The following is a 26048-nucleotide window of genomic DNA, read 5'->3' as shown; positions in this document are numbered from 1 at the left end:
CCATCGACGTCCGGATCAGTTGCGAACCGGCTTGCCGGTGGACAACATGCCCAGGATGCGCTCGTGCGTCTTGGGCTGGGCGATCAGGTGGCAGAACACCTTGCGCTCCAGCGTGAGCAGGTATTCCTCGCTCACCATCGAGCCAGCATCCACATCGCCGCCACAGACCACCTCGGCGATCATGGCGCCGATCTTGAAGTCGTAGGCACTGATGAAGCCGCCGTCGCGCATGTTCACCAGCTGGGCCTTGATGGTGGCCAGACCGCTGCGGCCCGCCACGGGGAACAAGCGCTTGTGCGGCGCACGCCAGCCGCTCGCGCCCATGGACTTGGCTTCGTTGATGGCGACGAACAGCAGCTCGTCCTTGTGGGGCACGATGATGTCGCTGTCCAGCAGGAAGCCCAGCTTGCGCGATTCGATGGCGCTGGTGCCCACCTTGGCCATGGCAGCGGCAGTGAAGCCTTCCGTCAGGAAGGGCAGGATGTCCTTGCTGGTCGAGGCCGCCATGTTCTCGGCCGCGCGGCGGGCGATGTAGGTCAGGCCGCCGGCGCCGGGCACCAGGCCCACGCCCACTTCGACCAGGCCGATGTAGCTTTCCATGTGGGCCACACGCTTGGCCGAATACACGGCCAGCTCGCAACCACCGCCCAGCGCCATGCCATGGATGGCTGCGACGACAGGCACCTGCGCATAGCGGATGCGCATCATCAGGTTTTGCAGCTCCTGCTCGATGCTTTCCACCGCATCGGCGCCGCCGACCATGAAGGCGGGCATCGTGGCTTCCAGGTCCGCACCCACGCTGAAAGGCGCGTCGCCGGACCAGATGACCATGCCCTGGTACTCGGCCTCGGCCAGTTCCAGCGCTTCCATCAGCGCTTCCATCACTTCGGGGCTGATGGCGTGCATCTTGTTCTTGATGCTGGCGATGAGCACTTGGCCATCGAGCGTCCAGGTGCGCAGGGCTTTCGATTCGGCAATGGTGGTGCCAGCGGTGCGCCAGTCGGGCAGGCTGGTTTCGCCCAGCAGGGCCTCGGGGAAGATCTGGCGCTCGTACACGGGCAGCTGGCGGCGGGGCACAAACTTGTTCTGCGATGCACTCCACGAGCCTTGTGCGGTGTGCACGCCACCGGCGTCGGCCACGGGGCCCTTGAACACCCACTCGGGCAGCGGTGCCTTGCACAGCGCCTTGCCCGCGTCGATGTCTTCCTGGATCATCTTCGCGACTTCGAGCCAACCGGCTTCCTGCCACAGCTCGAAGGGGCCCTGCTTCATGCCAAAGCCCCAGCGCATGGCCTGGTCCACGTCACGGGCGTTGTCGGCGATGGTGCCCAGGTGCACGGCGGCGTAATGGAAGCTGTTGCGCAGAATGGCCCACAGGAACTGGCCGGGCGCGCCTTCGGCGTTGCGCAGCAGGCGCAGGCGTTCAGCGGCGGGCTTCTTGAGCATGCGCGCATACACCTCGTCGGCCTTCTGGCCGGCGGGCACGTACTCTTCGCTTTCCAGCTCAAAGCGCATCACATCGCGGCCGACCTTCTTGAAGAAGCCTGCCTTGGTCTTCTGACCCAGGTTGCCCAGCTCCAGCAGCTTTTTCAGCACGGCGGGCGTGCCAAAGCTTTCGTAGAACGGGTCCGTCTCGATGCTCAGGTTGTCCTGCAGCGTCTTGATGACGTGGGCCATGGTGTCCAGGCCGACCACGTCGGCGGTGCGGAAGGTGCCGCTGGATGCACGGCCCAGCTTCTTGCCCGTGAGGTCGTCCACCACGTCGTAGGTCAGGCCGAAGTTCTCGACCTCTTTCATCGTGGCCAGCATGCCCGCGATGCCCACGCGGTTGGCGACGAAGTTGGGGGTGTCGTGTGCGCGCACCACACCCTTGCCCAGGCCGCTGGTCACAAAGGCTTCGAGCTGGTCCAGCACTTCGGGCTGGGTGGTGGGGGTGTTGATCAACTCCACCAGCGTCATGTAGCGCGGCGGGTTGAAGAAGTGGATGCCGCAGAAACGCGGCTTGATGCTCTCGGGCAGCACTTCGGACAGCTTGGTGATCGACAGGCCCGAGGTGTTGGACGCCAGGATGGCGTGCTTGGCCACGTGGGGGGCGATCTTGGTGTACAGGTCGAGCTTCCAGTCCATGCGCTCGGCAATGGCCTCGATCACGAGGTCGCATTCCTTGAGCAGGTGCATGTGCTCTTCGTAGTTGGCCTGCTGGATCAGCGCCGCGTCGTCGGCCACGCCCAGGGGCGCAGGCTTGAGCTTTTTCAGGCCTTCGACGGCCTTGGTGACGATGCCGTTCTTGGGGCCTTCCTTGGCGGGCAGGTCGAACAGCACCACGGGCACCTTCACGTTGACGAGGTGGGCGGCAATCTGCGCGCCCATCACGCCTGCGCCGAGCACGGCGACTTTCTTCACTTGGAATCGGGACATGGGTTGGGTTCCTGGTTGGGGCCTTGCGCAACACCGCATGGCGCGCGCAAGGCCACGGGAATGGGGTTTACTGGATGCGGATCCAGGTTTGCGTGCGGCCAAACGGGCCGATGGAGCCCCGCACTTCGAGCTTCTTTCCGCCCTCGACGGGGGTCATGCGCAGGGTGTAGTTGCGGCCGTTCTCGGGGTCGAGAATCTTGCCGCCTTCCCACACCTCTTTGCCGTCAGCCTTCTTGGCACCCCGGATGATCTCCAGGCCCAAGATGGGCTTGCCCTTGCGGTCATCCGAGCATTCGTCGCAGACATCGTCGGGCTTGGCGTCTTTGGACAGGCGCTTTTCCAGCGCCCCGTTCAAAACGCCGCCGCCGATGTCGCGGATGCGGATTTCGGCCTTGGCCTCGCCGGTCTTGTCGTCGATGTTGCGCCAAAGGCCTTCGGGCGTCGACTGCGCCCAGACGGGTGCCGCAGACGCTACAAAAACAATAGCTGCTACCGCTTTATACATAGGCGCTCCGTGCCAAAAAAGCTTGAAATCCGCAGGTCTACCGATCAGGCCAGGGCCAGATCCGTGTCCATCAGCACCTTGCTGCCAGCACGGGCCGTGCGCATCAGCGTGACGGTTTCGGGGAACAGCTTGGCAAAGTAGAAGCGCGCCGTCTGCAGCTTGGCGCCGTAGAAAGGGTCGGTGTTGCCAGCGGCGATCTCGCGCAGGGCGACCTGGGCCATGCGGGCGAACAGATAGCCGAACACCAGGTGGCCGGCCACGCGCAGGTAGTCCACCGCAGCAGCGCCCACTTCGTCGGGGTTTTGCATGCCCTTGAAGCCGATCTCGGTGGTGAACTTGGTCATCTGGTCACCCAGCATGGCCACCGGGTTGATGAACTCGGCCATCTTCTCGTTCACGCCTTCTTCTTCCACCAGCTTGCCGATCAGCTTGCCCAGCTTCTTGAGCGTGGCGCCGTTGTTGCCCAGGATCTTGCGGCCCAGCAGGTCCAGCGACTGGATGGTGTTGGTGCCTTCATAGATCATGTTGATGCGGTTGTCGCGCACGTACTGCTCCATGCCCCATTCCTTGATGAAGCCGTGGCCGCCGAAGACCTGCATGCAGGCGTTGGTGGAGATGTGGCCGTTGTCGGTGATGAAGGCCTTCACGATGGGGGTGAGCAGCGCCACCATCTCTTCGGATTCGGCACGCACCTTTTCATCGGGGTGGCTGTGCACCTTGTCCAGCAGCAGCGTGCAGAAGATCTGCAGCGCGCGGCCGCCTTCGGCGTACGCCTTGGCGGTGAGCAGCATCTTGCGCACATCGGGGTGCACGATGATCGGGTCGGCATCTTTGTCTTTTGCCTTCACGCCCGACAGGCTGCGCATCTGGATGCGGTCCTTGGCGTAAGCCAGCGCATTTTGGTAAGCCACTTCGGTCAGGCCCAGCGACTGGTTGCCCACGCCCAGGCGGGCGGCGTTCATCATCACGAACATGGCGGCCAGGCCCTTGTTGGGCTGGCCCACCATGGTGCCGATGGCGCCGTCGATGGCGATCTGCGCGGTGGCATTGCCGTGGATGCCCATCTTGTGCTCCAAGCCCGTGCAGAAGATGGGGTTGCGCTCGCCCAGCGAGCCGTCGGCATTGATGTTGAACTTGGGCACGACGAACAGGCTGATGCCCTTGCTGCCCTTGGGCGCATCGGGCAGGCGGGCCAGCACCAGGTGCACGATGTTGGCGGTCATGTCGTGCTCGCCGGCGCTGATGAAGATCTTGTTGCCGGTGATCTTGTAGGTACCGTCGGCCTGGGGTTCGGCCTTGGTGCGCAGCAGGCCGAGGTCGGTACCGCAGTGGGGTTCGGTCAGGCACATGGTGCCGGTCCACTCACCGCTGGTCAGCTTGGGCAGGTACAGGGCCTTTTGCTCTTCGGTGCCGTGGGCGTGCAGGGCTTCGTACGCGCCGTGCGACAGGCCGGGGTACATGGTCCAGGCCTGGTTGGCCGAGTTCATCATTTCGTACAGGCATTGGTTCAGCACGAAGGGCAGGCCCTGGCCGCCGTAGGCGGGGTCGCACGACAGTGCCGCCCAGCCGCCTTCGACGTACTTGGCATAGGCATCCTTGAAGCCCGTGGGGGTCTTCACTTCGTGGGTGGCCTTGTTGAGCACGCAGCCTTCGGTGTCGCCGCTGATGTTCAGCGGGAAGGTCACTTCGGCAGTGAACTTGCCGGCTTCTTCGAGCACCGCGTTGATGGTGTCCACATCCACCTCGGCGTGGGGCGGCATGGCCTTGAATTCATCGCTGACCTTGAGCACTTCGTGCATGACGAATTGCATGTCGCGCAGGGGCGGCGTGTACATAGGCATGGGGTTTACTCCTTGGAGGTGGTGGTTTGGTTGGAAACTTTGCGGCGCTTGGCAGCAGCAGCGGGGGCGGCTTCTGCGGTGGCGCCAGGTTTTGCGGCGCTGTAACGCGCCAGGATGTTGTGAAAGCCCTGCACCGCCCGGGCCATGGAGCCCGGGGTTTGCAGGAACCGCGCTTCGTAGTGCAGCGCGAGGATGAGGCCGTGGATCTCGAACAGCATCTGCTCGGCATTGGTGTCCGCGCGCAGCTCGCCCAGGCCCTTGCACTGCTCGATGGCGCGGCGCATGGCGGCGTGCCAGGTCAGCACCGAGCTGGCCAGCGCGTCACGCACGGGGCCGGTGCGGTCATCAAATTCGACCGCACCGCTGATATAGATGCAGCCCGAATCGATTTCGATGGAAGTGCGCTTCATCCAGTTGTCGAACATGGCGCTGAGCCGGGCCAGGCCACGCGGCGCGGACATGGCGGGGTAGAACACTTCCTGCTCGAAACGCGTGTGGTATTCACGAACCACGGAGATCTGCAGCTCCTCGCGAGAGCCAAAATGGGCAAACACGCCCGACTTGCTCATGCCCGTGACGTCGGCCAACGCCCCAATGGACAGGCCTTCCAGCCCGATGTGCGTGGCCAGGCCCAGCGCTGCCTCGACGATGGCCGCCTTGGTTTGCTGGCCTTTTTGCAGGGCGCGGCCGGTACCGCTGCGAGCGCGCGGGATGCGGGTGACCTGGCTGGATGAAGAGGTGGCGGACATGCGGGCAAATAAAAACGAACGTTCGTTCTATTCTGCAGCAAATTCTCCGCCCGACCAAAACCCCCGGAAAAAATAGGGAGGCCCACCCAAACCATTCGTTGCGGCGGTGCCACCCTCTGCCCCACCCCATCGCTTCCGCCCCCGCTACAGGGCCGCCCACGGCAGGCGGCACCCAGGCGGTGGTATCAGAGAATCAGCGCCAGGCTGGCTTCCAGATGTTCCGACGGCAGGCGCTTGAAACCCGAGCGCGCGTAGCGTTGCAGGCGCCCCACGGCAAACGCCGTGAGCACGCTGGCCGCGACCTGGGCATCCACAGTGGGCGTGGCAGAGCCCGCCACCGCCGGGCGCAGGCACTGGCGCAGGGTGGATTCGATGCGGTCAAAAAACTGGTTCATGCGCTGCTGCAGGCGCTCGTGCTCAAACACCAGGGCATCGCCCACCATCACGCGCACCATGCCGGGGTTGCGCTCGCCAAACTGCAGCAGCAACGCCACGATGCGCGCAGCCTGGCGCGTGCCCACTTCGGCAGACTGGTCCGGATCGGGTACATCGCGGCCGGTAATCTGCTGGACCAGGGTGAACACGGTCTGCTCGATGAAGTCGATCAACCCTTCGAACATCTGCGCCTTGCTGGCGAAGTGGCGGTACAACGCGGCCTCGCTGACAGAAAGACGCGCCGCCAACGCGGCGGTGGTGATGCGCTCTGCCCCGGGTTGCTCGAGCATGGCCGCCAGCGCTTGCAGGATCTGTACGCGCCGCTCACCCGGCTTGGGCCGTTTGCGCGCAGCCGGAGTTTCGCCCCCGTCGTCGGTACTGGCTGGCTCGGGGAGGGGCGAAAGTTCAGACATGCAGGAACAAGGGCTGGGGTAAGGCCATGCGGCCAAGGGCACCCTGCGCCGGGTTCACATGCCAGGTGGGCATGCACCGGCCTGCGGCAGGGCGTAAATCATGTGTGGAAATGATTCTCGCACAGGCCCTGGGGCGTCCCCATGGGCACGGGCGAGAGCAGCTGCCACTACGCCGATTTACAGCGGAAACACCACAGTCACCAGCAGGCCGTGCCCCAGCGGGCCGGTGCCCAGCGTGAGGGCAGCGCGGTGCACGCGCGCAATTTCGTCGGCAATGGCAAGCCCAAGCCCCGTGCCCTCGCCCACCGTACCGGGCACCCGGTAAAAACGCTGCATGACGCGTCCTCGCTCGGCATCGGGCACGCCGGGCCCATCGTCTTCCACCTCGATGAACACACGTGGCGGCCCTGCGCGCCCTTGGCGCATGCCACAGCGTATGGTCACAATGCCGCCCGCCGGGGTGTACTTGATGGCGTTGTCCACCAGGTTGGACAACAACTCGCGCAGCAGCCAGCCATGGCCGGTGACATGCACGGGCTGGACTTCCAGCCCCAGGTCCAGCCCTTTGCCGGTGGCTGGGTCGAGAAAGGTCTCCAGCAGGGTTTCGCACAGGTCCTTGAGGTCTACGCGCTGGGGCGGCTGCGCGTCCAGGCTGCGCGCATCGGCGCGCGACAGTGCCAGCAGCTGGTGGGCAAGCTGCGAAGTGCGGCGCGTGGCATTGCGCAGCTTCTCGATCTGATCAACTCCTAAAACAATAGCGCCTTTCGCTTGCCCATCATGCGCTAGCGGCAATTTTCCCTCGAAATTTGACAAAGACACCCGGGGTGGTGCCGCCGCCTTGGCCATCATGGCCCAGGCTTCGACCTGTGCCTGCAGGCCCGCCAGCGGGGTGCGCAGCTGGTGCGCCGCATCGGCCACAAAGCGGCGCTGCCCTTCCGCCTGCGCATTGACCAATGCAAACAGGCGGTTGAGCGAGTGCACGAGCGGGCGCACCTCGGCGGGCGACGAGGCTTCGTCGATAGGGCTCAGGTCACGCGGCGAACGGTGTTCCACCGCTTCGGCCAAGTCCACCAGCGGTTTGAAGGCCCGGCCCACAGCCCAGTGGATGGCCAGCGCGGCGGCGGCCACCAGCACCAGGTTGGGCAGCAGTACCCGCAGCAGGAGCTGCTGCGCCCATTGCTGGCGCGGGTCAGACCCGTCGGCCAGCGCCACCACCAGTTCGCCAGCCCCGGTGCGACCACGCTGCACCGCCACCCTATAGGTCACCCCGCCAAACTCAACGCTGTGGAATTCGGGCGCATGGGTGGTGGGCACGGCACTGTGCACCCAGTCATCGCCCAGCAGCAGGCGTCCAGAGATGTCGCGCACGCTGTAACCCGCAAACCCGGTGTTCTGGCGCAGAAAGTCTTCGACCGGAGGCGCCAGCAGCAGCAAGGGCGGCTCGTGGTCACGGATCGACGGGGCCAGCACCGAATCTGCCAGAGCGGGCAACAGCCGCAGCAGGCGCTGGTCGTGCCGCCCGGCGGCCTCGTCGGCCGAGCGGTAGTCGAGCCACACGCCCACCAGAGCCAGCGCGCACAAAGGCAGCACCAGCAAGATCAGCAGCCGATTGCGCAGGTCGGAGGTCATGGCACGCAGGCCGGGCCGTGGGGAAGGGATGGCTCGGTCCGGCGGCGTCATCATGATCCTTACCGACGGCTTCAGCCAGGCCGGTTCCGCTCAGGCGGCCTGGAGTTCAAGCCGATAGCCGAACCCGCGGATCGAACGCAGCGCCACGCCATGCGGCTCCAGTTTGCCGCGCAGCCGGGAGACGTAGACCTCCACCGCGTTGGGCGTGATCTCCTTGTCCCAGCCCGTCAGAGCCTGCAGAAGCTTGTCCTTGCTGGCAGGCTTGGGGGCATTGATGAGCAGGTACTCCAGCACAGTCCATTCGCGCGGACCGAGCTCAATGACCTGCTCCCCGTCCCCGGTACGGATGCTGGCGCGGCGGCCAGCCGTGTCCAGCTCCAGCGGACCAAAACTCAACACCGCTGTGGTCGCGGCCTGCGAGCGGCGCAGCAGGGCGCGCAGGCGTGCCAGCAGTTCAGGCAACTCGAAGGGCTTGACCATGTAGTCGTCGGCCCCGAGGTCCAGCCCCTGCACGCGGTCGTGCAGTGCATCGCGCGCGGTGAGGATCAGCACCGGCAGGGCGGGGCTTGCCATATCAGGGCGGCGCAGGCGGCGGGTGAGTTCCAGCCCATCCATGGCCGGCAGGCCGATATCGATGATGGCCGCGTCGAACGACTCGGTGCGCAGCACCTCTTCGGCGCGCTCACCGCTTCCGACCCAATCCACGGCGTACCCCGCGTCGGTCAACCCCAGCTTGATGCCGCTGGCAACCATCACATCGTCTTCGACCAGCAAGAGTCGCATATCAACCCACTTGTTCGCTGTGCATAGCAGCATGCCCGATAGGCTGGCGCAGCCTCATCCGGCGGCCGCCGTGCAAGGGCAGCCAATACCCTGTGCTGGCGCTGGCGACGTCACCCACCCCGCGAAGCGAGAGAAGGGAGAAGGCGAGAAGCGACTCAGAGGGATAGACCATTTCAATGGCTACGAATCATGGTCCCGTAGGCCTGGTCGGTCAGGATTTCGAGCAGCATGGCGTGCGGCACACGCCCATCAATGATGTGCACTGCGTTCACGCCGGCCTTGGCAGCATCCAGCGCTCCCGCAATCTTCGGCAGCATGCCGCCAGAGATGGTGCCGTCGGCAAACAGCGCGTCGATCTCGCGGGCCGTCAGGTCTGTGAGCAGATTGCCCGCCTTGTCCAGCACGCCGGGCGTGTTGGTCAACAGCATCAGTTTTTCAGCTTGCAGCACCGTGGCCAGCTTGCTGGCGACCACGTCGGCGTTGATGTTGTAGCTCTCGTTGTTCTCACCAAAGCCGATGGGGCTGATGACGGGGATGAAGGCGTCGTCCTGCAGCGCCTTGACCACACTCGGATCGATGGAGACGATGTCTCCCACCTGCCCCACATCGTGCTCGATGGACGGGTTCTTGTTGTCCACCATCTTGAGCTTCTGCGCACGGATCATGCCGCCGTCGCGCCCCGTCAGGCCCACGGCCTTGCCGCCGGCCTGGTTGATCAGGCCCACGATGTCCTGCTGCACCTCGCCGGCCAGCACCCACTCGACCACTTCCATGGTCTCAGCATCGGTCACGCGCATGCCCTGGATGAACTCGCCCTTCTTGCCCAGGCGGTTCAGCGCCGTCTCAATCTGAGGCCCGCCGCCGTGCACGACCACGGGATTCATGCCCACGAGCTTGAGCAGCACCACGTCCTCGGCAAAGTCGGCCTGCAGCGCGGGGTCGGTCATGGCGTTACCGCCATATTTGATGACCATGGTCTTGCCATGGAACTTGCGGATGTAAGGCAGCGCCTGGGCCAGGATTTCAGCCTTGTCGCGCGGGGCAATCGAAAGAAGGTCGGTCATGGAGGCGGGCCATCCAGAGAAAACGGTGAGGCGCAAATTGTGCCGCATTCGCGCGGCGCGCTGGGTTTGCCAGCACACCCGCCGTCAGTGGCGCAACCAGTTGGGTACCTTGAAACGCACAATGGCCAGGTAGGCCATCACATAGCTGATGACGAACAGGCCGCAAAACGCCATCAGCAGTGGGGTATTGCTCCAGAACAGTACCGCAGGCACCACCGTCAGCAAGGTGAAGCCCCACAGGTAGGGGGATGTGCGGTTATTGCGCATCAACACCCTGCGCGATTCATCGTCATGGAAGACACCCCGAACAATGCGACGGTAAATCAATTGGTGAAAGTGCAGCGCATCGGCCACGCCGGGGGAAACGCCCCGCACGGTCTTGCGGTAAATCGAGAAGATCGTTTCCCAGACGGGGTAGATCAACAAAAGCATGGGGAACCAGGGCGAAACATCGGCGTTGCGCTGCACCAGGGAAATGCTGGCCAGGGCAATCACGCCGCCCCACACGTAGGCACCGCCATCTCCCGCGAACAGCATGCCGCGCGGGTAGTTCCAGACCAGAAACCCGCCCGTCGCCGCCGCTGTGGACACCAACAGCGCCGCCAGCGCACGGTCCCCCACCTGCAGGGCCACATGGGCCAGCGCCAGACAGACGATCAGAGCCACCATGCCCGCCAGGCCGTTGTAGCCATCAATGATGTTGAACGCATGGGGAAGTCCCGCAACCGCCAGAACTACCACCGCAACGCCCAGCCAGGGAGCAGCGGCCAGCAAAGAATCCAGCCAGGGCCACCCCATGCGCGGCAAGGTCAGATCCAGCAGGATCACCGCCAGAGCGCCGGATGCACCGGTCAGGCTCAACCGGTAACGCACGGACAGGCGCTGGGTCATGTCCTCCGCAATGCCGCCCAGCGCGGCGGGCAGCAAGGCCACCAGCCACCCCCCCACCCAAGCCCCGAGCTTCAGCGAGCCAGGATCACCCCAATGGGTAGATTGAAGAACACCAAGGCCCCAACTGCACCCAATGCCCAGCAGCAATGCGGCTCCCCCCAAGCGGGGAACGTCCCCCAGATGAAAGCGTTGGGGCATGCCGTTGCCGTACACGGAAGCGTGGCTGTGCATCCACCGCACGATGAACCCTGCCGCCAACGCTGCAACGATGAATGCCACCACAGATAACCAGATCATGAGCGGCCGATGGTACCCGCACTCAGTCCTAGCACCTGTAAGAAAGCGCTATCCACGCAACCCCACCCCAGCGAACTGGGGCTGTTGGCATGCTGCAAGGACGCCATGTGGGGAGAACCTGGGAAGACGTCACCACGAAGGCCCGAGCCTGAATCAGGCCCGCCCCTCGACAACTCCGAGGGGGCCATGGAGGGGTTCATGCGGTCAGAACCCGGGGCCACTACCGAAGCGAGCCACGGTAAAAACGCATCACCTTTTCCACGTACTGCTGCGTTTCGGGATACGGCGGGATGCGCCGACCATACTTGATCACGGCACCTTCCCCGGCGTTGTACGCCGCCAGCGCCAGTTCCTTGTCGCCATCGAACATGCGCAGCAGATCGGCCAGGTAGCGGGTGCCAATCTGCGCATTCACTTTGGGCTCCATCGCGGCATGCTCTCCGTCTGACGAAGGGCGCGCTGCAACCCCATAACGCTCAGCCGTTGCCGGCATGACCTGCATCAGCCCCAACGCACCTTTGCGCGAAACGGCTTTCACATTGAAGGCCGACTCTGCTGCCGCGACGGCAATCACAAATGCAGGGTCCAGCGACTGCGCCACCGCCGCCGCTTCCAGGTGCTGCTTGACGTCGTCATAGCCCGGAAACTGCAGTGCAGAGGGGCTGCGATCCTTGCCCTTCACCACCGAGGCGGGAGGCACGCGGCTGAGCCAGATCACACCCCGCGTAGCCGCCGAAGGAGGCACATTGCCGATGTGGGTTACGCCCTCCCCATCCACAAACTCCCACACCTGGTTCGCCCAGGAGGACGGCAACCATCCCCCAACCAGAAAAACCAAGAGCATGACACCACGCATGACCGTCCCAAGCGATGGGAGGTCGTGCTCATCAGACTCCTTCCAAAACAGACTCATGGTTCTCATTTGACCTCGCGCCCTTCGCGAAAGAAACTTTTCAGCCCAGCACCGACCTGTTGAAACCAGGAGGCCGCTGCCTCGGGCTCAGGCTCCGGCCATGCATCCCCCCGCCTTGAACGGATCAGCCTGGCGGGCATACCTGCAGCTACCATGCCCGCCGGGACATCCTGTCGCACCAGCGCCCCGGCTGCCACGACCGCGCCACGGCCAATCGTCACGCCCTCTAGAACAATCGCGCCAGCACCGATCCAGGCACCGTCTTCCACAACGATTCTTGCCCGGGTGATTCGGTTGCGAGCAATCACCACATCCCCCCCATCGATGGCATGGCCGGCGGACAGCAGCTTGGCATGGGGGCCAATCAGGACATCCTCACCAATCTCCAGGCCACCTTCACCCGACAGGTAGCCTCCCACATTGACGATAGTACGGGCTCCGATGCGGATACCCACGCAGGGATCTGCCACCACATCGCCCAGCACCAGCCGTGTCTGGGCATAGATACTGACCCCGTCGGCCAGGCACAAGACATCGGAGCGCTGGCCGAAACGCATGACCGAGACGGACGGGTCGATCCGACATTCGGCGCCCATGCGATCCACACCTGCGTGTGACGCCGTGAAAGCAGGAATTCCCAGCAGCATGTCCGTCATGTTCACCGGCTGTGATGCGAGCCCATGAGCCTGCGCCAACGGCTGCGCCATGCGCGATCGTTCAGCTCCGCCGTCCTGGCCTGCAACGCTATTTGCGTGGTCGCAAGCTCAGACTCCACCAGTGTCTTTTCGGCCCGCAGCGAACCCACCTCTGTGCGCAACTCATTGATCTCTTGCTGGAGTTTCCCAATGAGGTCCTTGGCTTCCGCAAAGGCCTTCTGGTGCTCCAGCAACGAAGCTCGTTCGCGCTGGTGCAGCACCGTCAGCGCTTGCAACTCGTCGCGCAAGCTTTCCGCCATGCCCCGAGCCTCTTTCAGCTCCCACGTTGGAGCATCCACAGAAGGCGTGACCACCACCATCCACTGGTAGACGTCAAAGTCCTGCCACCCAGCCAACAACGCCTGGCGCTGGTCGCCCGACAGGGCGCTCCAGTAGCCGGCGAATTCGCTGCATTCAACGGGTACCCTGTTGGCTTCCCAGACCCGGGGAGCCCATCCGCAGTCCAGCAACATCTTCTCCATGCTGCGTTTGGTAAAGAAACGGACATGGGTCCTGTCCAGTTGGCCCTTGTCGGAATAGTCAAAGATGCCGCTTCGCATAGAAGCCAGCACCCCGGCATAGGCGATGTTCGGAACGGAAATCAGTAGACAGCCCATGGGAGCGACAAACTCACTCAACCGCTGCAGCACATCTTCGGGCTTTCTGAGGTGTTCCAGCACATCACAAGCCATCACCGTATCAAACTGCCGACCCTTGAGCGCATCCAGCCAGTCGGTGCTGTCCAAATTTCCAGGGATGACCTCCACGTCCAGTGTCTTGAGCACTTCCAGCGCCTCGGGGTCGTTTTCCACCACCGTGACGCGATAGCCCCGAGCCAGGAGAACACGGGTCATGGCGCCAGGGCCCGGCCCAAGCTCCAAGACCGAGCCGCCATCTGGTGGTACGCGGCGCAGCAACCGAGCGGCCCACTCCTCACCATCCGGGTCGAATGCGTAGTCGTATCGCTCAATATTGGTCATGCATTTCCCTCCGCCTTTGGCGCCGGTTCGGGCTGCCACATCTGATCCCACAATCCCCACTGCCACCATGCCCAAGGCCGGGCCAGAACATCCTGCTCCAGCCGCTGGATGACTCTATCGATCGCCTGCCTGGGATTTTCCGGCAATGGCTCGACGACAACCTCCAGATGGTCAGGGCGTCGGGAATAAGTCACAGCATGCAGCAACGGAACGCCCGTGGATTGCGCCAGACGCTCAATACCTGTGGGCAGACTCAGGTTGCCGCCCAGAAAAGGGTTACCACGCAAGCGGCCAAACTCAGGTCGCCATGCATCAGCCAGAATCACCCACGCTTGCCCCGCCCGCAGGCTTTCATGCACCGGGCGCAGCCCTTCACTCGTGGTGTGCCATTTTCCACCCGTCACCTCGGTATAGCCTTGAATTTTTCGCAGCAAAAAACGGCGCTGCGCAGCCTCAAGCTCCGGATTGTCCAAGACCGGCATGGTCAGAACATTGGTAGCGACACCCTCCCTCGCCAAAGCAACCGGGGCCGTCAGAAGCCGGTCATAGTGATTGAGAACCAGTATGAAGCCCTTGCCTTGGCGAGCAAGGCCTTTGGCAAACTCGGCACCTTGCAGATCAATGGTCGGCCCTCCGGAACGGCCCAGGCGGCTGAAGGCCATGGCATCCACCATCTCCTGCGCTAACATGTCCAAGTGGGCGCGAGCCCATTGCACATGCTGCCCCCCCGTGGCTTGCGGGAAGACCCGGGCAAACAAGCTTTCGAGCCAGCGCAGCAGGTGCTCGCGCTCCGCCGCTGATTCCCGCCCTATCCGCCCGGCCAGCCGCCAGGGCAGGGTCGTAGGCAGCCGGGCAATGAAAGGGAAAAGCAGGTCCAGAGACCAGGCTCGCGTCATTCCACCAGCACCCATTCGTGTTCCAGCCAGGCAACACCAAACTCCCGGTGCTTCTGGTTCAGCACGGTAAAGGGCTGGATAAGTTCCGCCATGTCCAGCACCTGGATACCTGAATCATCCAGGACATAGACGCTCCAGAGGTATTCACCCGACAGGAGCGGCAAGCGTGGGAACCTGGCGCGAATGCGGTGGCTGCCAGTGCCCTGCAGCGGCTTACCCTCGGCACGAAACTGCGTGCTCGTGCCAAAAACGTTGTCCTTGTCCGGGCGAACAATTGCAAACAACACATGAAACGGCGCGTCAGCATAGGACTCGATCTCGATCTCTACCGACAGATCCTGAAACGAATCCACCTGCGCAGGGTTGATGCCGTCCCCCGTTTCGATCGTCAGGCCTGCGATTTTTACCAGCGGTGCTCCCGACGAAGACGCCGCTGCGGGCTGCGCCGCTTCATCCTTTTTTGCAGCCTCATGGGCCTCGACGCGCAGGTGGGCATACCTGCGTCGCTCATGGGATTCGTAGGCGGTCACCACGTCCTCGGTCGCTCCGATCGCTTGCACGCGACCACCGTGTATCCATGCCGCCCGCTGACAGAGGCTTCGTACCTGATACAGGTTGTGGGAACAGAAAAGCACCGTGGCGCCTCGCTCACGAAGCTCCAGAATGCGATTGAGGCTCTTCTTCTGGAAATGCAGGTCACCCACGGAGAGCGCCTCGTCCACGATCAATACATCCGGATCGATGGCCGTCGCAGCGGCAAAAGCCAGCCGCATGAACATGCCCGATGAGTAGGTCTTCACCGGCCGCTCCAGCGTTTCCTTGGTCAACTCCGAGAACGCAGTGGCACGGACAATGAAGTCCTCCATGGCGGCGCCCTCCAGCCCATGCAACGCGGCCATGAAGCGGATGTTGTCGTAGCCGGACTCCTCCGGGTGAAACCCCGCACCAAGCTCCAGCAACGCGGCAACGCGGCCTTCTTGAAACACCTGCCCACGGGTGGGACGGATGGTGCCTGCCGCGATTTTCAGCAAGGTGCTTTTGCCCGCACCGTTTTCGCCGATGAGGCCAAACGTTTCGCCGGCCTGCACCTCAAAATCCACCCCGGTCAAAGCGACATGAATACGGTGGCGCTGCTTACGCGTCACCCACTCCCAAAGCCGGTCCTGCGGACGGCTGTAGACCATATAGGTCTTTTCAATGCCTTCAAAGCGGATCGTCATGGCTTTACAAGGCCTCGCCCAGTGCAGACTTCATTGAGCGGAAGAACCACCACCCCCCTCCACCCAGCAACAACACCCATACGGCCAAGGCCACGGGGGTTCCCGGCGGTACCGGCATATGCAATACAGTGCTCTGCACCATCAGGACCAGGCAAGCTACGGGGTTGAAAAGGAACCAGTTGTGGAATTTCTCCGGCACCTGGGACAGGGGGTATACGACAGGTGTTAGGTAGAACCAGAGCTGCAGCGCGAAGGCCACCATGGAGCCCACATCACGCCACAGAAAGTGGGCCATGCTCAGCAACAACGTAAGACCAAAGGTCAGCGCAATCTGGGCCAGCACCAGAATCGGTAGCCAAGCCAGTGACGCGTAAGGCCCCACACCCTGCACCACCGACAAGACAATCAACAGCGCATAGCCAATACCCAGAACGAGCAGGCTGCCGCCAACGGACACTGCGGGCAGTATCTCCGCAGGCATAGGCTGCTTGCGCAGAAAATCCTCGTACGCCGCCAAAGACCCAACCCCCCGGCCAATGGCATCGGTAAAGGGCAGCCAGACTGCAAGCCCTGCCAGAAGGTGCAGCAGATAGCCATTGTTCACGTCCAGCCCGGGCACCCGCACCGCCAGCACCAAGCCAAAAAGAACATAGAAGATAGCCAGCGTGGCTACGGGCTGAACAAAAGCCCAGGCAAAACCCAATACCGAACCGGCATAGCGCGTCTTGAACTCGCGCACCATCCAGTACCGCCAAAGCACCCACAACTGGCGCGCATTGCGCGGCGCTGCCGATGAGACCCCAGTGGAATGGGAAACAGGGCGCGTCATGCTACCGTCCGCAGCCATTCGACCGATTTGGCCACCCCATCCTCGAAAGCCATCGTCGGCTTCCAGAACAGCTCGTTCCGGGCACGCTGAATGTCCAACACATTGACCGGTGGGTCAAAAGGACGCGCAGGGAATACACGCCGTTCTACGGCATGCCCCAACAACTGCTCCAGTGTGTGCACAATATCGTTGACGCTGTGCCCTGCACCACCGCCAATGTTGAATATCCGGGTCTCCCCCTCATGGCGTGCCGCTGCTGCGAACGCATATCCCACATCCGCAGCGTAAACAAAATCGCGCACCACGGACCCGTCCCCCCACACATCCAGCGGTTGCGCATTGAGCGCACGGTGTGCAAAAACGGCAATCACGCCTTGGACCCCATGGGGTTGCTGCCACTCACCGTAGGGATTGCTCAAACGCAGAATCCGGCATGGCAGGCCATGCTGTGCCTCTTCGATGCGCAAGTGGTGCTCAATCGCCAGTTTGGTGGCGCCGTAGGCCCCCATGGGCATGGTGGGGTGGGCCTCACACAAAGGCACATACTGCGGCCGCCCGTACACCGCCCCACCGGATGACGCAAACAGCAACCTGGGGCGCGCGGCCTTTTTGCGCAATTCCTGAAGAAGGCGCAAGGTTCCCACCAGATTGGTCTGGACATCCTGGATGGGGTCCTCACTGGCCGTGGCCGGCACCGTGGAGGAAGCGAGGTGAACAATCACGTCTGCCCCCCCCACCACATCCCACCAGGAGGGCAGGTCAAAACAATCTGCCTGCACCTCTCCCGCCAGCCAGGGAGCACTACCCGCAGCCGACAATGACCGGTCTACCGACCACACCTCTGCGCCCTCCGACGCCATGGCACGCCCAATATGGCGCCCCAGAAACCCAGCACCTCCCAGAATCGCGCAACGCATCAGGAAGTCTCCACTTGCTGCTGGGTGCGCGCGTGCAGCAGGGCGGCTTCAAAGTCCTTCGCAACCATGTCCCAAGTCTGCGCCCGCGCAAACTTTTCGGCCCGCACGCTCAAGGCATGGCGCCGTTCATCGTTCTGCAACAAGTCACAGACTGCATCCGCCAACCCCTCGGGCGAAGACTCCGCCAAAGCGGCCACGTCTTCGTTGAGGAGCCATTCCACATTGGGCCCCCGATTCGAAACCACGGCACAACCCGAAGCCATCAACTCCAGGGGCAACAGCGATGCATTCGTGAGCGACAGAACCAGCGCCACATCGCACTGGCTGTAGAGATCCGGCAGATCATCGAGGGCCACAGTTCCACACCCCAAGTGTGGAAACGGAATGTGATAGCCAGCCGTGTCCCAGCCCGCCAGTACGAACTGGACGTCGGGCATCCGCTCCCATACTGCGTTCAGCACCAGAAGTCCGATCTCAAACGCCCTGCGGGGCGTGGGGGGACGCGCGTAGAAGAACACCCGGCGAATTTCCGGCTCCCTGCGCGGCAAGCGCCGGTAACGCTCTAGTTCCACACCAAAACCTATAGCGTGGGTGGTCATGCCATATTCATTCGCCAACTTGCTGGCCAGCCAGCCGCCCGCCGTGATGCCGAAAAATCCAAAGGTGTAAGTATTCTGTGCCAGGACCGACTCCGACCCGACGGGGTAAAAATGCGGCTCGTAGTCCTGTACAAAGTAGAGCTTGTGCTTCGCGCCCGTAAAGGCGCGTACGGTGTAGGCAGTGTCCCATCCCGTAGCAATGGAGAATTCGCACGGCGGCAGATCTTCAAGACCCAACAACACCTGCGCCTGAAGCGGAAAGAAGTGCTTCCGAATGGCCTCGCGGGCCTCCTGCGCATCGTGGTGCATGACGGGCTTGCCGATCACGATACTGGAGGTGTAGCCCATCTGCTCCAGATGCCAGATGGTGCGGAAGATGTTCAGATGGCCACCGGACCCGACATTGAAGTCAGGAATAAACCACAGCAAGGTGCCCGGCTTGGCCTCACCCGACTGGGCAGGCAAGACATAAGGCAGGGCAAAGTCGTAGTGTCGAAAGACATCCACATACTTCCCTGGGCCTTGGCGCAGGCGACGCACCACAGCACGCAGGGCGGCAAAAACACCTTCCTTGCGCGCCATTTCTTTCACACGCCAGATCTTCTTGGACAGATTCAACGCCATGGTCAGACAGCTCCCGCACGCTGCAATTGCTCATCGCGCGACACCGAGCGCAGCAGCCAAGCGGGCAAACGGTCATGGTGCGTGCCCAGGTATTGTCCCGAAACCCTCGCCATTTCAATGAAGCCCATGTAAATCGCATTTTTACAAAGGCGCCAGCCCTGCAGCCCCCCGCTGCGCAACCAGCCAAGATCCCGCTTAGCCAAGTACAGACCAGACTTCAAAGCCTGCGCCAAGCTGTCCTGAATGCGATAGCCAAAGTAGAGATGGAATGAGCGTGCTTCGTCAAAATTGCGCTGCAACGTCTCCCACACACCGAAATCGTGCGAATGGTAGACCACCGCATCTGGCACAAAGGCCTTCGCGTGCCCCGCCTCAATGGCGCGCAGCGCCCATGTCTGGTCCTCTGCAAATGCCACTTCTGGCAAAGGCAGTTGCTCCCACACCGAGCGGCGGATGCATGAATTGTTGCTGGAAAAAAAGTGCAGCCACTGGCGATAACCAGTATCTCTAGCAAACCGGACGGGGTCTTCAAGGCGAACCACGGACAGCTTGTCGCCAAAGCCGGCAAAATGCTGGTTCAGCTCACAGTGCGTAATATGCCGCGCTTGGGGATGGGCTCGATGAGGACCAAAAGCCCCCGCCACACCTGGCTCAGCGTCGCAGCCCTGCACCATGTTGTACAACCATTTGGGGCTCGCAGGTCGCGCATCTTGCGTGATAAACACCAGAAACTGCCCCCTTGCCATGGAAGCCAGTAGATTGCGTGTACGCCCGTGGCCGAACTCTGCCGCAGGAATAGTCTCTACGCGAACGCCACGCTGCCGGGCGCATTCCACAGAATCGTCGGATGATCCGGAGTCCACCACAATGACCTCGAATGGCCACGGCGCTTGCTGCGACAGCACGGCATCCAGCACTTCACCCAGCAAGGGCCCTCCGTTCTTGACGGGGATCAACACGGAGGCGCGCATTTCAGTCATGGGCAGTCAGCATGGAGCTCAGTTGGTGGAAAAGCGCCATGCGCCTTGTGGTCACATTGCGCATTTTGGTTTAACCACCATGGCAATCCGCAAAACCTGCCATTGTACTGCGCCGCCCAAAAACAGCACCCTGACCTCTTGCCTCGACCAAGCTCAAGCTACTTGGCCATCGTCTGCTTCAAGAACATTGCCCTGATGGCTGCGTTGTCCAGCTCTACCCCATACTTCGCAAACAAGTCGCTACGGACTTTCTTAGCCCCTTCCTGGCGGCAGTAAGCTACCGAACGGGCAGGCACAGACAACGCCACCTCTTCCCACGCCAACTGACGGCCTTCACGCTTCTCATTGACCTTGAAGAGATAGGCAAAGTTACCTTCACGCAATGGCCCCACCATTTCGCCTTGCTTTGCTGTAGCCAAAACACGGAGCACGCTGGCTTCTTCGTCAAAAAGCGTAATCCATCCCAAATCACCCTGAGGATCCAGCTTGTAGACAGCCTCTGCCTGCTTGGTCAGGTCATCAAACGACTTCTTCCCTGCAGCAACATCGCCAGCCTCCTTCATCAGCCAGGCAGCAGCCGACTCACCTTCGACGGTTTCAGATGCCGGCAGAATGACGCGACTCAGCCTGGCCATGGGCGGCACCCGGAAAGCCTGAGGGTTATCGTTGAAGTATTGACGCGATGCCTTCTCGTCGGCTGGAGGCATACAGGCTGGAGCGAGCTTTGCGTACACAGCTTGCGCATAAATATCATCGAACCGCTGCGCCTCCCGCCCTTCTTCATGTGGGACCCCTACCTGCTTACCCTCCAGGGAGAACACCCGCACCGCAGCCATTTCCCGCAACACGGTTTGCACGCCCCAAGCACTGCGACTGGTAGGGCGAAGGTCAACGCGCTTCTCCAAATAAGCCGAAAGATCAGCCTGGCTGATCGTTTCACCATTGGAGAAACGAACCAACGTATCTGACGCATTCGCCAAAGAGGCAGTTGCGACAGCGGCGCACATGATCAAGCTGCGAACCCAGCCCAGATTGCACAGAGTAGAGGTCATAGAAATTTCTGCAAAAAAACAAACTCACAAGCGTTCAGCGGCGCGATCCCAAAGAGGGCTATAGATCACGTCCACTACCGCATCGACAGAATTGAGCACCACAATATCCTGCTCACCATCGCCATCGACATCGATGAGTTGCAAGCCCGTAGAGAACCCGCTGGTCTTTATCCAACGGGTTTCCAGCACTTTGGCATCGGCATCGAGGCGCTGCAGATAGAGCTTTCCGTCATCAGCCCATACCACCAAATCGTCAGACAGGGGCGCAACGGCGACGCTGCCGGTCAGAGGTGACTGTATGTATTGGAGTTCCCCGGTTTGCATGTTGATACGGGCATTGCGCGCACCCGTTTCCAGAGCCACATACAACCATTGCCCCGAAGGAGAAGGCCGCGCGTGGCGCGCCACAGCGCCAAAAGTAGCCAGCACACGGGGAGCAGCAAGGAGGTCAACGTCGGAAACCGCGACCACCTTGCGATCATCCAGACACGCTACGGCAATTCCGCCACCGGCCGTGCCCGGAACTTTGCTCACTTGAACAGGATGCCAAGGCGCCTCACACCAACGCACACTCTTGGGCGCAGCCGCTTGCGCCCCACCCTCCTGCCAATCTATCCACGCAACATTCTTGCCACTGTAGGGTGTTGCCAGCATTTTGTATCGACCTTGCGAGGCACTCACGAGAATGACATCCCGCGGAGCAAAACCTACAGGCGCCTGATGCACCCGCACCAAGCGGTCGCCCTCAACCCTGAAAATATCGAGGCTGCCCGTGGCCTCCACGGCAGCAGCCACCAGCGTGTCTGACAGCCAGATAGCAGAGTCTGGATGGTAAGCCACAGACTGGCGATCCAGTTGGCGTGTCGTGCGCCTATTGATTTGCTGCAGAACGACGCGGCCTTCTTCGTGCTCAACATACACGAAGCGGCATTCGCCCTTGGCAAAACAACGTACTTCGCCGCCCCAAACCATGTGCGCTTCAATGGCAATTCGATCCGAAGCCTTTTGATCCGTCGGCGCCTTGACAGAAGGCGCCTCCCCCTTCACAGCAACGGGGGGCGCCTGACAACCCAGCAAAACCGAAACCCCTAGCGCAGCAAGCAGTCGGAAAGGAGCGGAGGAAGACAATTTCATAGAAACCCCAAAACATGCAAAAAAAATGGCGCCCAAGGGCGCCATTTTTTGAAGCAGCCCGTTGGGCTACCATTTTTTCTGACTGAGCACAGCAACTAGTACCGCGCTCATCGAGAAAATTAGTTGTGCGTGCCAAGGATGGACTGCACAGCGCCGAAGGCAGGCATGCTGATCACGCTGTACGTGAACACAGAACCACCCAGGGAGAAGAACGACGAACCGTCAGCACCTGGGAAATCATCAGGCTGCTTAGCCATTGGCGACCACTCGATGAAACCATCGGCGAAGTTGGCTGGACGGCCAGGGATCGTTTCTGGGTTGAAGAACGACAGTTCTGCTTCCGCCAGAGCGAAGTTCACCGACTTGCGGTTTTGAGCTGCGTCGAACATGTTGACCGTGTGGGTACCACGGTGGTCACCAGTCGACCACACCACGATACGCGTTTCCAGACCGGCGTTCAGGGTGTTGTCCACAGCGTAGCGCATTGCAAAGGAAGGCGTAGCCGAAGCAACGCCGCCCGTCACGGTGCGAGCGCCAGCGACTGCCAGCAGGCTGGTTGCGCCCAGGGTCGTCAGATCAGAGCCAGTAGCCAGGGTCAGAGGACCATCGATCACAGGAACGTAAGCAACGTCTTGTGCGGTGGTGGTCACTTGGAACGCGCTAGCGCCGATAGCACCGTTGGCGGCGACACCTGCGGTGGCATTTGCCACGTTACATGCGGTAGCTGCGGTGGTGCTGGCAGTGTTTGCACCCACAGCGAACACCAGGTAGCCACGGGTACCAGCCAGGCCTTGACCGGCTTGCTGCGACCAGACGAAGGGCTCGAAGTCCTTGTTGGTCATGGGGAAGCAACCGTCGGTAACGTGGTTGGAGTTCGCATCAAAGAACGTCCAGAACACGGGCACAACGTTGCCGGTGTTGTTGACCAGACCCACTGCAGTGGTGTCGGTATCGCCGTTGTGGATCACGTTAGGAACCACGAAACCATTGCTGTACGTACCCACGGTGTACGCCTGCGCCACACCAGCACTCAGCGCAGCGGCTGCAACGGCTGCCATTGCAAATTTTTTCATCTTCTCAGTCCTTAGATAATTGAAGGAAGCTTTCCCACCCTGTGCGGGATCTGCAACCCATCCGTACTCCGTTTGGGTTGATGCAATCTTATACTGATACCTTTGATTTTTTCAACCTATTTCCACCAGAAACCCAACACGCCCTTGTTTGTTGCACTCAAACAACGAAGTATCACTGGGCTGTTGGAAACATGACACTGCGCCGCTGCACATGGTGCCACACACCGTCAATGCGGCGCCATTCGTCTTCGGTCGCAGCCTCTTGCTTTTTCAAGCGCAGCAACGGTAAAGAGTAGCGCATCCACACATTGACAGTCGCGCGGTCGCCCTCAATGGCGCGCACCCCGCGCACCTCCACCGCATCGAATGTAATGCCTCCACGCTTGAGATAGCCCTCTAGGGTGGCGCTCGGATCCTTGGACATTTCTTCATAGGCCCAGGCACTCACGCGGTCGTTTTTCTGAATGAGCGCCCAGTACGCCTTCGACCGGGCCAGTAGTGCAGCTTGGTCATCTTCGGCCGACACCACTGCACCCCCAGCGGTAGCGCAGCCCACCAGCACTGCCAGTACCGCAGGCGCTGCCAAGGTCGCGACGAGATGACGACGGGTAACAGGTTTTGTCATGTAAAGAATCTCCTGATTGACTATCTATATATGGGATACGCCACGCTGGCTAGGGCCATAGCAGCCAGGCGCAGTCAGCGCGAAGGTTGCAACTGGGCATCTGGGGGGCGGAAACTCATGGGTTGGGCCTGCAAAGACAAGGAGCGCATGCGTTCGCGCATCTCCGCACTAGCCGAACGCAGTTGATCGTCGTCCTCCAGGGCGCGGGGCGTCATTAGCACCAGCAGCTCCGTGCGTCTACGCTGGTTTGACGTATTTGAGAATAAGGCCCCCAACACCGGGACGTCTGCAAGCCCCGGCAAACCGGCACGGCTGTTGGTGTCATTTTCACGGATCAACCCACCCAGAACGATGGACTCGCCGGAACGCACTGCGACACGCGTTTGTATTTGCCGGGTCTGAAAGGACCGCTGACTCGTCACAACGTCCCTGTCACCCACATCAGTGACTTGCTGAGAGATATCCATGGAGATCAACCCCCCCGCATTGACGGATGGCGTGACTGAGAGCATCACACCAGTATCTTTGTAAGTAATGGACTGAGTGATAAAGCTACTGCCAGTAGCGGCCGAAGTTGAACTCAGAATGGGCTGCTGGTCTCCTACTTGAATGGTCGCGGTGTGGTTGTTCAGAACCAGGAGCGACGGACTGGATAACAACCGGACCTGATTTTTTGAGGCAACGGCGTTCAGCGCGGCGCGAACCACGTTCGCCTTGGTGATGGTGTACGAAAAGCCAGGCACTTTAGGGCCTATCCCGCTGATTTCGCTGTTGAGATCCAACAGTGCCCCACCTTGGCGGTCCCTGCTAAGACCGTTCTGCAGGAACCACTCCACACCATATTCAAGGTTGCCCGTGAGACTCACCTCCACGATACTGGCCTCGATCAACACCTGCATCGGAGCCTTGTCCAGTTCGCGCAGAGCCTGCTCGATGCGGCGGTATTCGGTGCGCGGAGCGCGAATCAGGAGTGCATTGCGCTTTTCGTCGGCAACCACACGCACGTTGCCATCCAATTGACTCGTTGACGTAAGGGATGTGTTGTTCGAAGAAGTTCTGTTTCCGCCAGCACCCAGCGCGGCGTTCATAGGACTACTGCCAGTGCCAGTGCCGGAGCTGCTGCTATTGCCATAGAGGCCACTGGAACTGCCCGTATTGCCAGTGCTGCCCGTACCCAGACCGGAGCCCCCCGCCCCCCGAGAGAACTGCGTGGGCGCCGAGCCCGCCGCGACTCCACCCGAGCCGGCTTGCCCGGACTGCCCACCAAAGAGGCCATTGAGCATTTCCGCCAGCTGCAATGCCGAGCCGTTTTGCACCGGATACACAAACAGGCTGGCCTCCAGCGTATCGGTGGGACGGTCCAGGCGACGGATCCAGGTTTCCACCTGGGCCAACAAATGACTGCGCGGCGTGACCACCACCAGGGCATTCAGGCGCTCAACGGGAAAGACGCGAATCAAGCCACCCAAAGGGGTCGCCATCTGGGCGCCGGCACCGCTGGCACCACCACTTGCGGCCGCACCACCTGCAGCACCACCCGACGTGCTAGGCGCGCCCCCCGCAGGTGCGGCACCAGCCCCCCCATAGGGATCGGAGGATTTGTCAGAGCCTAGCATCGCCTGCAGGGCATCCCGTACCACGTTGACGTTGGCGTTTTCCAACACGAACACACCCAGCGACATGCCAGAGAGAAAGTCCACGTCGAACGCTTCCACCATTTCCAGCCAACCACCCAACTGGGCCTTGCTGCCCTGCAGCACCAGCAGGTTGCGCAGGGAGTCCACGTAGACGATGGCCTCACGGGGTGCGATAGGCGCCAGAATCTTGGCCATCTCGGCCGCTGCAATGTGGTTCAAGGGAACGATAACCGTCCCGGCACCCGACAGATCCTTGAATTTGGACGCCCCCACCACCGGGCGCGCGCCCACGGTAACGGTACGCTTGGTCACATGGTAGACCCCCGCGTTGTCACGGACGATGGCCAAGTCGTGGGGCAACAACACCGCATCCAGCACATCCAGAACCTGACTGCGCAGCAGCGGCTGGCGCGTATGCAGGCTCACCACCGTTTCGCCACCAGCGTCAATGGTGTAGTTGAGCTTGAGCAGGTCTCCTAGCAACGCTGTAGCCAAGTTGCTGACAGTGACATTCTCGAAATTGAGTGCCACCTTGTCGCCCTTGGCAAGCACGGGATCGATCGCAGGCGCCTTGTCGCGCTTGAAAAACTGGTCGTTGCCAGGATAAAGCTTGGTGCTGGAAGAAGCATTCTTTTGCGCCTGCTCCTTGGGCGCTGACGCTGCCGGTGCAGGGCTTGGCGCAACTGGCGCAGCCGCAGCTGCAACAGGCTGCGATGGCCCCGGTGCTCCGCCAACTGCGACCTTGGAGTCCGCAACTCCGGACGCCGCAGGACCTCCCTGCGTGCTGGCACAGCCTGCCGCCAGCAATGCGAGCAAGAGGATGGATGGCCGAATATTCATAGAGATAGC

At 61.7% G+C, this 26048-nt stretch carries 23 protein-coding genes; all 23 read right to left on the bottom strand.

Annotated elements, in window-relative coordinates; all coding sequences use genetic code 11:
• Positions 1-15 precede the first annotated feature (15 nt).
• The 23 genes from ACT89O_RS04040 to gspD all read right to left on the bottom strand — a co-directional run bounded on the left by ACT89O_RS04040 (position 16) and on the right by gspD (position 26039).
• Positions 16-2418 (bottom strand): 3-hydroxyacyl-CoA dehydrogenase/enoyl-CoA hydratase family protein, encoded by a 2403-nt coding sequence (locus ACT89O_RS04040; protein ID WP_487261900.1) that lies wholly within the window; start codon positions 2416-2418, stop codon positions 16-18.
• A 67-nt stretch (positions 2419-2485) separates the two neighbouring features.
• The gene (locus ACT89O_RS04035) at positions 2486-2923 is read right to left on the bottom strand and encodes a DUF2147 domain-containing protein (protein ID WP_487261899.1); all 438 of its coding nucleotides are present in this window, start codon (positions 2921-2923) and stop codon (positions 2486-2488) included.
• Between the two features lie 44 nt (positions 2924-2967).
• Complete coding sequence (locus ACT89O_RS04030) at positions 2968-4764, bottom strand: acyl-CoA dehydrogenase C-terminal domain-containing protein (RefSeq protein WP_487261898.1); 1797 nt, start codon at positions 4762-4764, stop codon at positions 2968-2970.
• A 5-nt stretch (positions 4765-4769) separates the two neighbouring features.
• Positions 4770-5513 (bottom strand): TetR/AcrR family transcriptional regulator, encoded by a 744-nt coding sequence (locus ACT89O_RS04025; protein ID WP_055400968.1) that lies wholly within the window; start codon positions 5511-5513, stop codon positions 4770-4772.
• Between the two features lie 185 nt (positions 5514-5698).
• Positions 5699-6361: a nucleoid occlusion factor SlmA gene (gene slmA, locus ACT89O_RS04020; RefSeq protein WP_121422251.1), complete on the bottom strand. Its 663-nt coding sequence runs from the start codon at positions 6359-6361 to the stop codon at positions 5699-5701.
• 177 nt (positions 6362-6538) lie between these two features.
• Complete coding sequence (locus tag ACT89O_RS04015; protein ID WP_055396913.1) at positions 6539-7990, bottom strand: sensor histidine kinase; 1452 nt, start codon at positions 7988-7990, stop codon at positions 6539-6541.
• Positions 7991-8080: 90 nt separating this feature from the next.
• Complete coding sequence (locus tag ACT89O_RS04010) at positions 8081-8773, bottom strand: response regulator transcription factor (protein WP_055396780.1); 693 nt, start codon at positions 8771-8773, stop codon at positions 8081-8083.
• A 173-nt stretch (positions 8774-8946) separates the two neighbouring features.
• Complete coding sequence (gene argB, locus ACT89O_RS04005) at positions 8947-9837, bottom strand: acetylglutamate kinase (protein ID WP_055396782.1); 891 nt, start codon at positions 9835-9837, stop codon at positions 8947-8949.
• Between the two features lie 84 nt (positions 9838-9921).
• Positions 9922-11025, bottom strand: coding sequence for a glycosyltransferase family 4 protein (locus ACT89O_RS04000; RefSeq protein WP_029413975.1), 1104 nt, complete (start codon positions 11023-11025; stop codon positions 9922-9924).
• Between the two features lie 220 nt (positions 11026-11245).
• Entirely contained in the window at positions 11246-11869 is a 624-nt protein-coding gene (locus ACT89O_RS03995; RefSeq protein ID WP_255577460.1) for a lytic transglycosylase domain-containing protein, read from the bottom strand.
• Between the two features lie 74 nt (positions 11870-11943).
• Positions 11944-12594: an acyltransferase gene (locus ACT89O_RS03990; protein ID WP_487261897.1), complete on the bottom strand. Its 651-nt coding sequence runs from the start codon at positions 12592-12594 to the stop codon at positions 11944-11946.
• Positions 12595-12596: 2 nt separating this feature from the next.
• A complete protein-coding gene (locus ACT89O_RS03985) occupies positions 12597-13613 on the bottom strand; it encodes a class I SAM-dependent methyltransferase (protein ID WP_436130296.1) in 1017 nt (338 codons plus the stop codon).
• Positions 13610-14509 carry a lysophospholipid acyltransferase family protein gene (locus ACT89O_RS03980; RefSeq protein WP_487261896.1) on the bottom strand — a complete coding sequence of 300 codons (900 nt, stop codon included), beginning with the start codon at positions 14507-14509 and terminating at the stop codon, positions 13610-13612. Before ACT89O_RS03980 ends, ACT89O_RS03985 begins: the two co-directional genes overlap by 4 nt.
• Positions 14506-15729 carry an ABC transporter ATP-binding protein gene (locus ACT89O_RS03975; protein ID WP_426306373.1) on the bottom strand — a complete coding sequence of 408 codons (1224 nt, stop codon included), beginning with the start codon at positions 15727-15729 and terminating at the stop codon, positions 14506-14508. Before ACT89O_RS03975 ends, ACT89O_RS03980 begins: the two co-directional genes overlap by 4 nt.
• Before the next feature lie 4 nt (positions 15730-15733).
• Positions 15734-16558 carry an ABC transporter permease gene (locus tag ACT89O_RS03970; protein ID WP_255577458.1) on the bottom strand — a complete coding sequence of 275 codons (825 nt, stop codon included), beginning with the start codon at positions 16556-16558 and terminating at the stop codon, positions 15734-15736.
• Entirely contained in the window at positions 16555-17475 is a 921-nt protein-coding gene (locus ACT89O_RS03965) for an NAD-dependent epimerase/dehydratase family protein (protein WP_218298873.1), read from the bottom strand. Before ACT89O_RS03965 ends, ACT89O_RS03970 begins: the two co-directional genes overlap by 4 nt.
• Positions 17475-18698: a glycosyltransferase family 4 protein gene (locus ACT89O_RS03960; RefSeq protein WP_487261895.1), complete on the bottom strand. Its 1224-nt coding sequence runs from the start codon at positions 18696-18698 to the stop codon at positions 17475-17477. The genes ACT89O_RS03965 and ACT89O_RS03960 overlap by 1 nt, the downstream gene beginning before the upstream one ends.
• 2 nt (positions 18699-18700) lie before the next feature.
• On the bottom strand, positions 18701-19678 hold the full coding sequence (locus ACT89O_RS03955) for a glycosyltransferase family 2 protein (RefSeq protein ID WP_487261894.1): 978 nt from the start codon (positions 19676-19678) through the stop codon (positions 18701-18703).
• Positions 19679-19836: 158 nt separating this feature from the next.
• Positions 19837-20730 (bottom strand): peptidyl-prolyl cis-trans isomerase, encoded by an 894-nt coding sequence (locus ACT89O_RS03950; protein ID WP_487261893.1) that lies wholly within the window; start codon positions 20728-20730, stop codon positions 19837-19839.
• Between the two features lie 24 nt (positions 20731-20754).
• A complete protein-coding gene (locus tag ACT89O_RS03945) occupies positions 20755-21864 on the bottom strand; it encodes a hypothetical protein (RefSeq protein ID WP_487261892.1) in 1110 nt (369 codons plus the stop codon).
• Between the two features lie 119 nt (positions 21865-21983).
• Positions 21984-22937: a hypothetical protein gene (locus ACT89O_RS03940; RefSeq protein ID WP_487261891.1), complete on the bottom strand. Its 954-nt coding sequence runs from the start codon at positions 22935-22937 to the stop codon at positions 21984-21986.
• A 172-nt stretch (positions 22938-23109) separates the two neighbouring features.
• The gene (locus ACT89O_RS03935) at positions 23110-23562 is read right to left on the bottom strand and encodes a hypothetical protein (RefSeq protein WP_487261890.1); all 453 of its coding nucleotides are present in this window, start codon (positions 23560-23562) and stop codon (positions 23110-23112) included.
• Between the two features lie 74 nt (positions 23563-23636).
• Positions 23637-26039 (bottom strand): type II secretion system secretin GspD, encoded by a 2403-nt coding sequence (gspD, locus tag ACT89O_RS03930; RefSeq protein WP_487261889.1) that lies wholly within the window; start codon positions 26037-26039, stop codon positions 23637-23639.
• Between the last annotated feature and the right edge of the window lie 9 nt (positions 26040-26048).

The organism is Acidovorax sp. NN32, from assembly GCF_057597245.1.
The sequence above is the reverse complement of the archived record's forward strand: the minus strand, read 5'-3'. Positions and strand labels throughout refer to the sequence as shown.

Excerpts from the sequence above, each read along its gene's own strand:
- ACT89O_RS03995 (WP_255577460.1), bottom strand. The coding sequence starts at position 11,869 with ATGCTCTTGGTTTTTCTGGTTGGGGGATGGTTGCCGTCCTCCTGGGCG.
- ACT89O_RS03940 (WP_487261891.1), bottom strand. The coding sequence starts at position 22,937 with ATGAAAAAATTTGCAATGGCAGCCGTTGCAGCCGCTGCGCTGAGTGCT.
- ACT89O_RS03970 (WP_255577458.1), bottom strand. The coding sequence starts at position 16,558 with ATGACGCGCCCTGTTTCCCATTCCACTGGGGTCTCATCGGCAGCGCCG.
- ACT89O_RS03955 (WP_487261894.1), bottom strand. The coding sequence starts at position 19,678 with ATGACTGAAATGCGCGCCTCCGTGTTGATCCCCGTCAAGAACGGAGGG.
- ACT89O_RS03990 (WP_487261897.1), bottom strand. The coding sequence starts at position 12,594 with ATGACGGACATGCTGCTGGGAATTCCTGCTTTCACGGCGTCACACGCA.
- ACT89O_RS03975 (WP_426306373.1), bottom strand. The coding sequence starts at position 15,729 with ATGACGATCCGCTTTGAAGGCATTGAAAAGACCTATATGGTCTACAGC.
- argB (WP_055396782.1), bottom strand. The coding sequence starts at position 9,837 with ATGACCGACCTTCTTTCGATTGCCCCGCGCGACAAGGCTGAAATCCTG.
- gspD (WP_487261889.1), bottom strand. The coding sequence starts at position 26,039 with ATGAATATTCGGCCATCCATCCTCTTGCTCGCATTGCTGGCGGCAGGC.
- slmA (WP_121422251.1), bottom strand. The coding sequence starts at position 6,361 with ATGTCTGAACTTTCGCCCCTCCCCGAGCCAGCCAGTACCGACGACGGG.
- ACT89O_RS04000 (WP_029413975.1), bottom strand. The coding sequence starts at position 11,025 with ATGATCTGGTTATCTGTGGTGGCATTCATCGTTGCAGCGTTGGCGGCA.
- ACT89O_RS03980 (WP_487261896.1), bottom strand. The coding sequence starts at position 14,509 with ATGACGCGAGCCTGGTCTCTGGACCTGCTTTTCCCTTTCATTGCCCGG.
- ACT89O_RS03950 (WP_487261893.1), bottom strand. The coding sequence starts at position 20,730 with ATGACCTCTACTCTGTGCAATCTGGGCTGGGTTCGCAGCTTGATCATG.
- ACT89O_RS04030 (WP_487261898.1), bottom strand. The coding sequence starts at position 4,764 with ATGCCTATGTACACGCCGCCCCTGCGCGACATGCAATTCGTCATGCAC.
- ACT89O_RS03965 (WP_218298873.1), bottom strand. The coding sequence starts at position 17,475 with ATGCGTTGCGCGATTCTGGGAGGTGCTGGGTTTCTGGGGCGCCATATT.
- ACT89O_RS03960 (WP_487261895.1), bottom strand. The coding sequence starts at position 18,698 with ATGGCGTTGAATCTGTCCAAGAAGATCTGGCGTGTGAAAGAAATGGCG.
- ACT89O_RS04035 (WP_487261899.1), bottom strand. The coding sequence starts at position 2,923 with ATGTATAAAGCGGTAGCAGCTATTGTTTTTGTAGCGTCTGCGGCACCC.
- ACT89O_RS04015 (WP_055396913.1), bottom strand. The coding sequence starts at position 7,990 with ATGACCTCCGACCTGCGCAATCGGCTGCTGATCTTGCTGGTGCTGCCT.
- ACT89O_RS03945 (WP_487261892.1), bottom strand. The coding sequence starts at position 21,864 with ATGAAATTGTCTTCCTCCGCTCCTTTCCGACTGCTTGCTGCGCTAGGG.
- ACT89O_RS04010 (WP_055396780.1), bottom strand. The coding sequence starts at position 8,773 with ATGCGACTCTTGCTGGTCGAAGACGATGTGATGGTTGCCAGCGGCATC.
- ACT89O_RS03985 (WP_436130296.1), bottom strand. The coding sequence starts at position 13,613 with ATGACCAATATTGAGCGATACGACTACGCATTCGACCCGGATGGTGAG.
- ACT89O_RS03935 (WP_487261890.1), bottom strand. The coding sequence starts at position 23,562 with ATGACAAAACCTGTTACCCGTCGTCATCTCGTCGCGACCTTGGCAGCG.
- ACT89O_RS04040 (WP_487261900.1), bottom strand. The coding sequence starts at position 2,418 with ATGTCCCGATTCCAAGTGAAGAAAGTCGCCGTGCTCGGCGCAGGCGTG.
- ACT89O_RS04025 (WP_055400968.1), bottom strand. The coding sequence starts at position 5,513 with ATGTCCGCCACCTCTTCATCCAGCCAGGTCACCCGCATCCCGCGCGCT.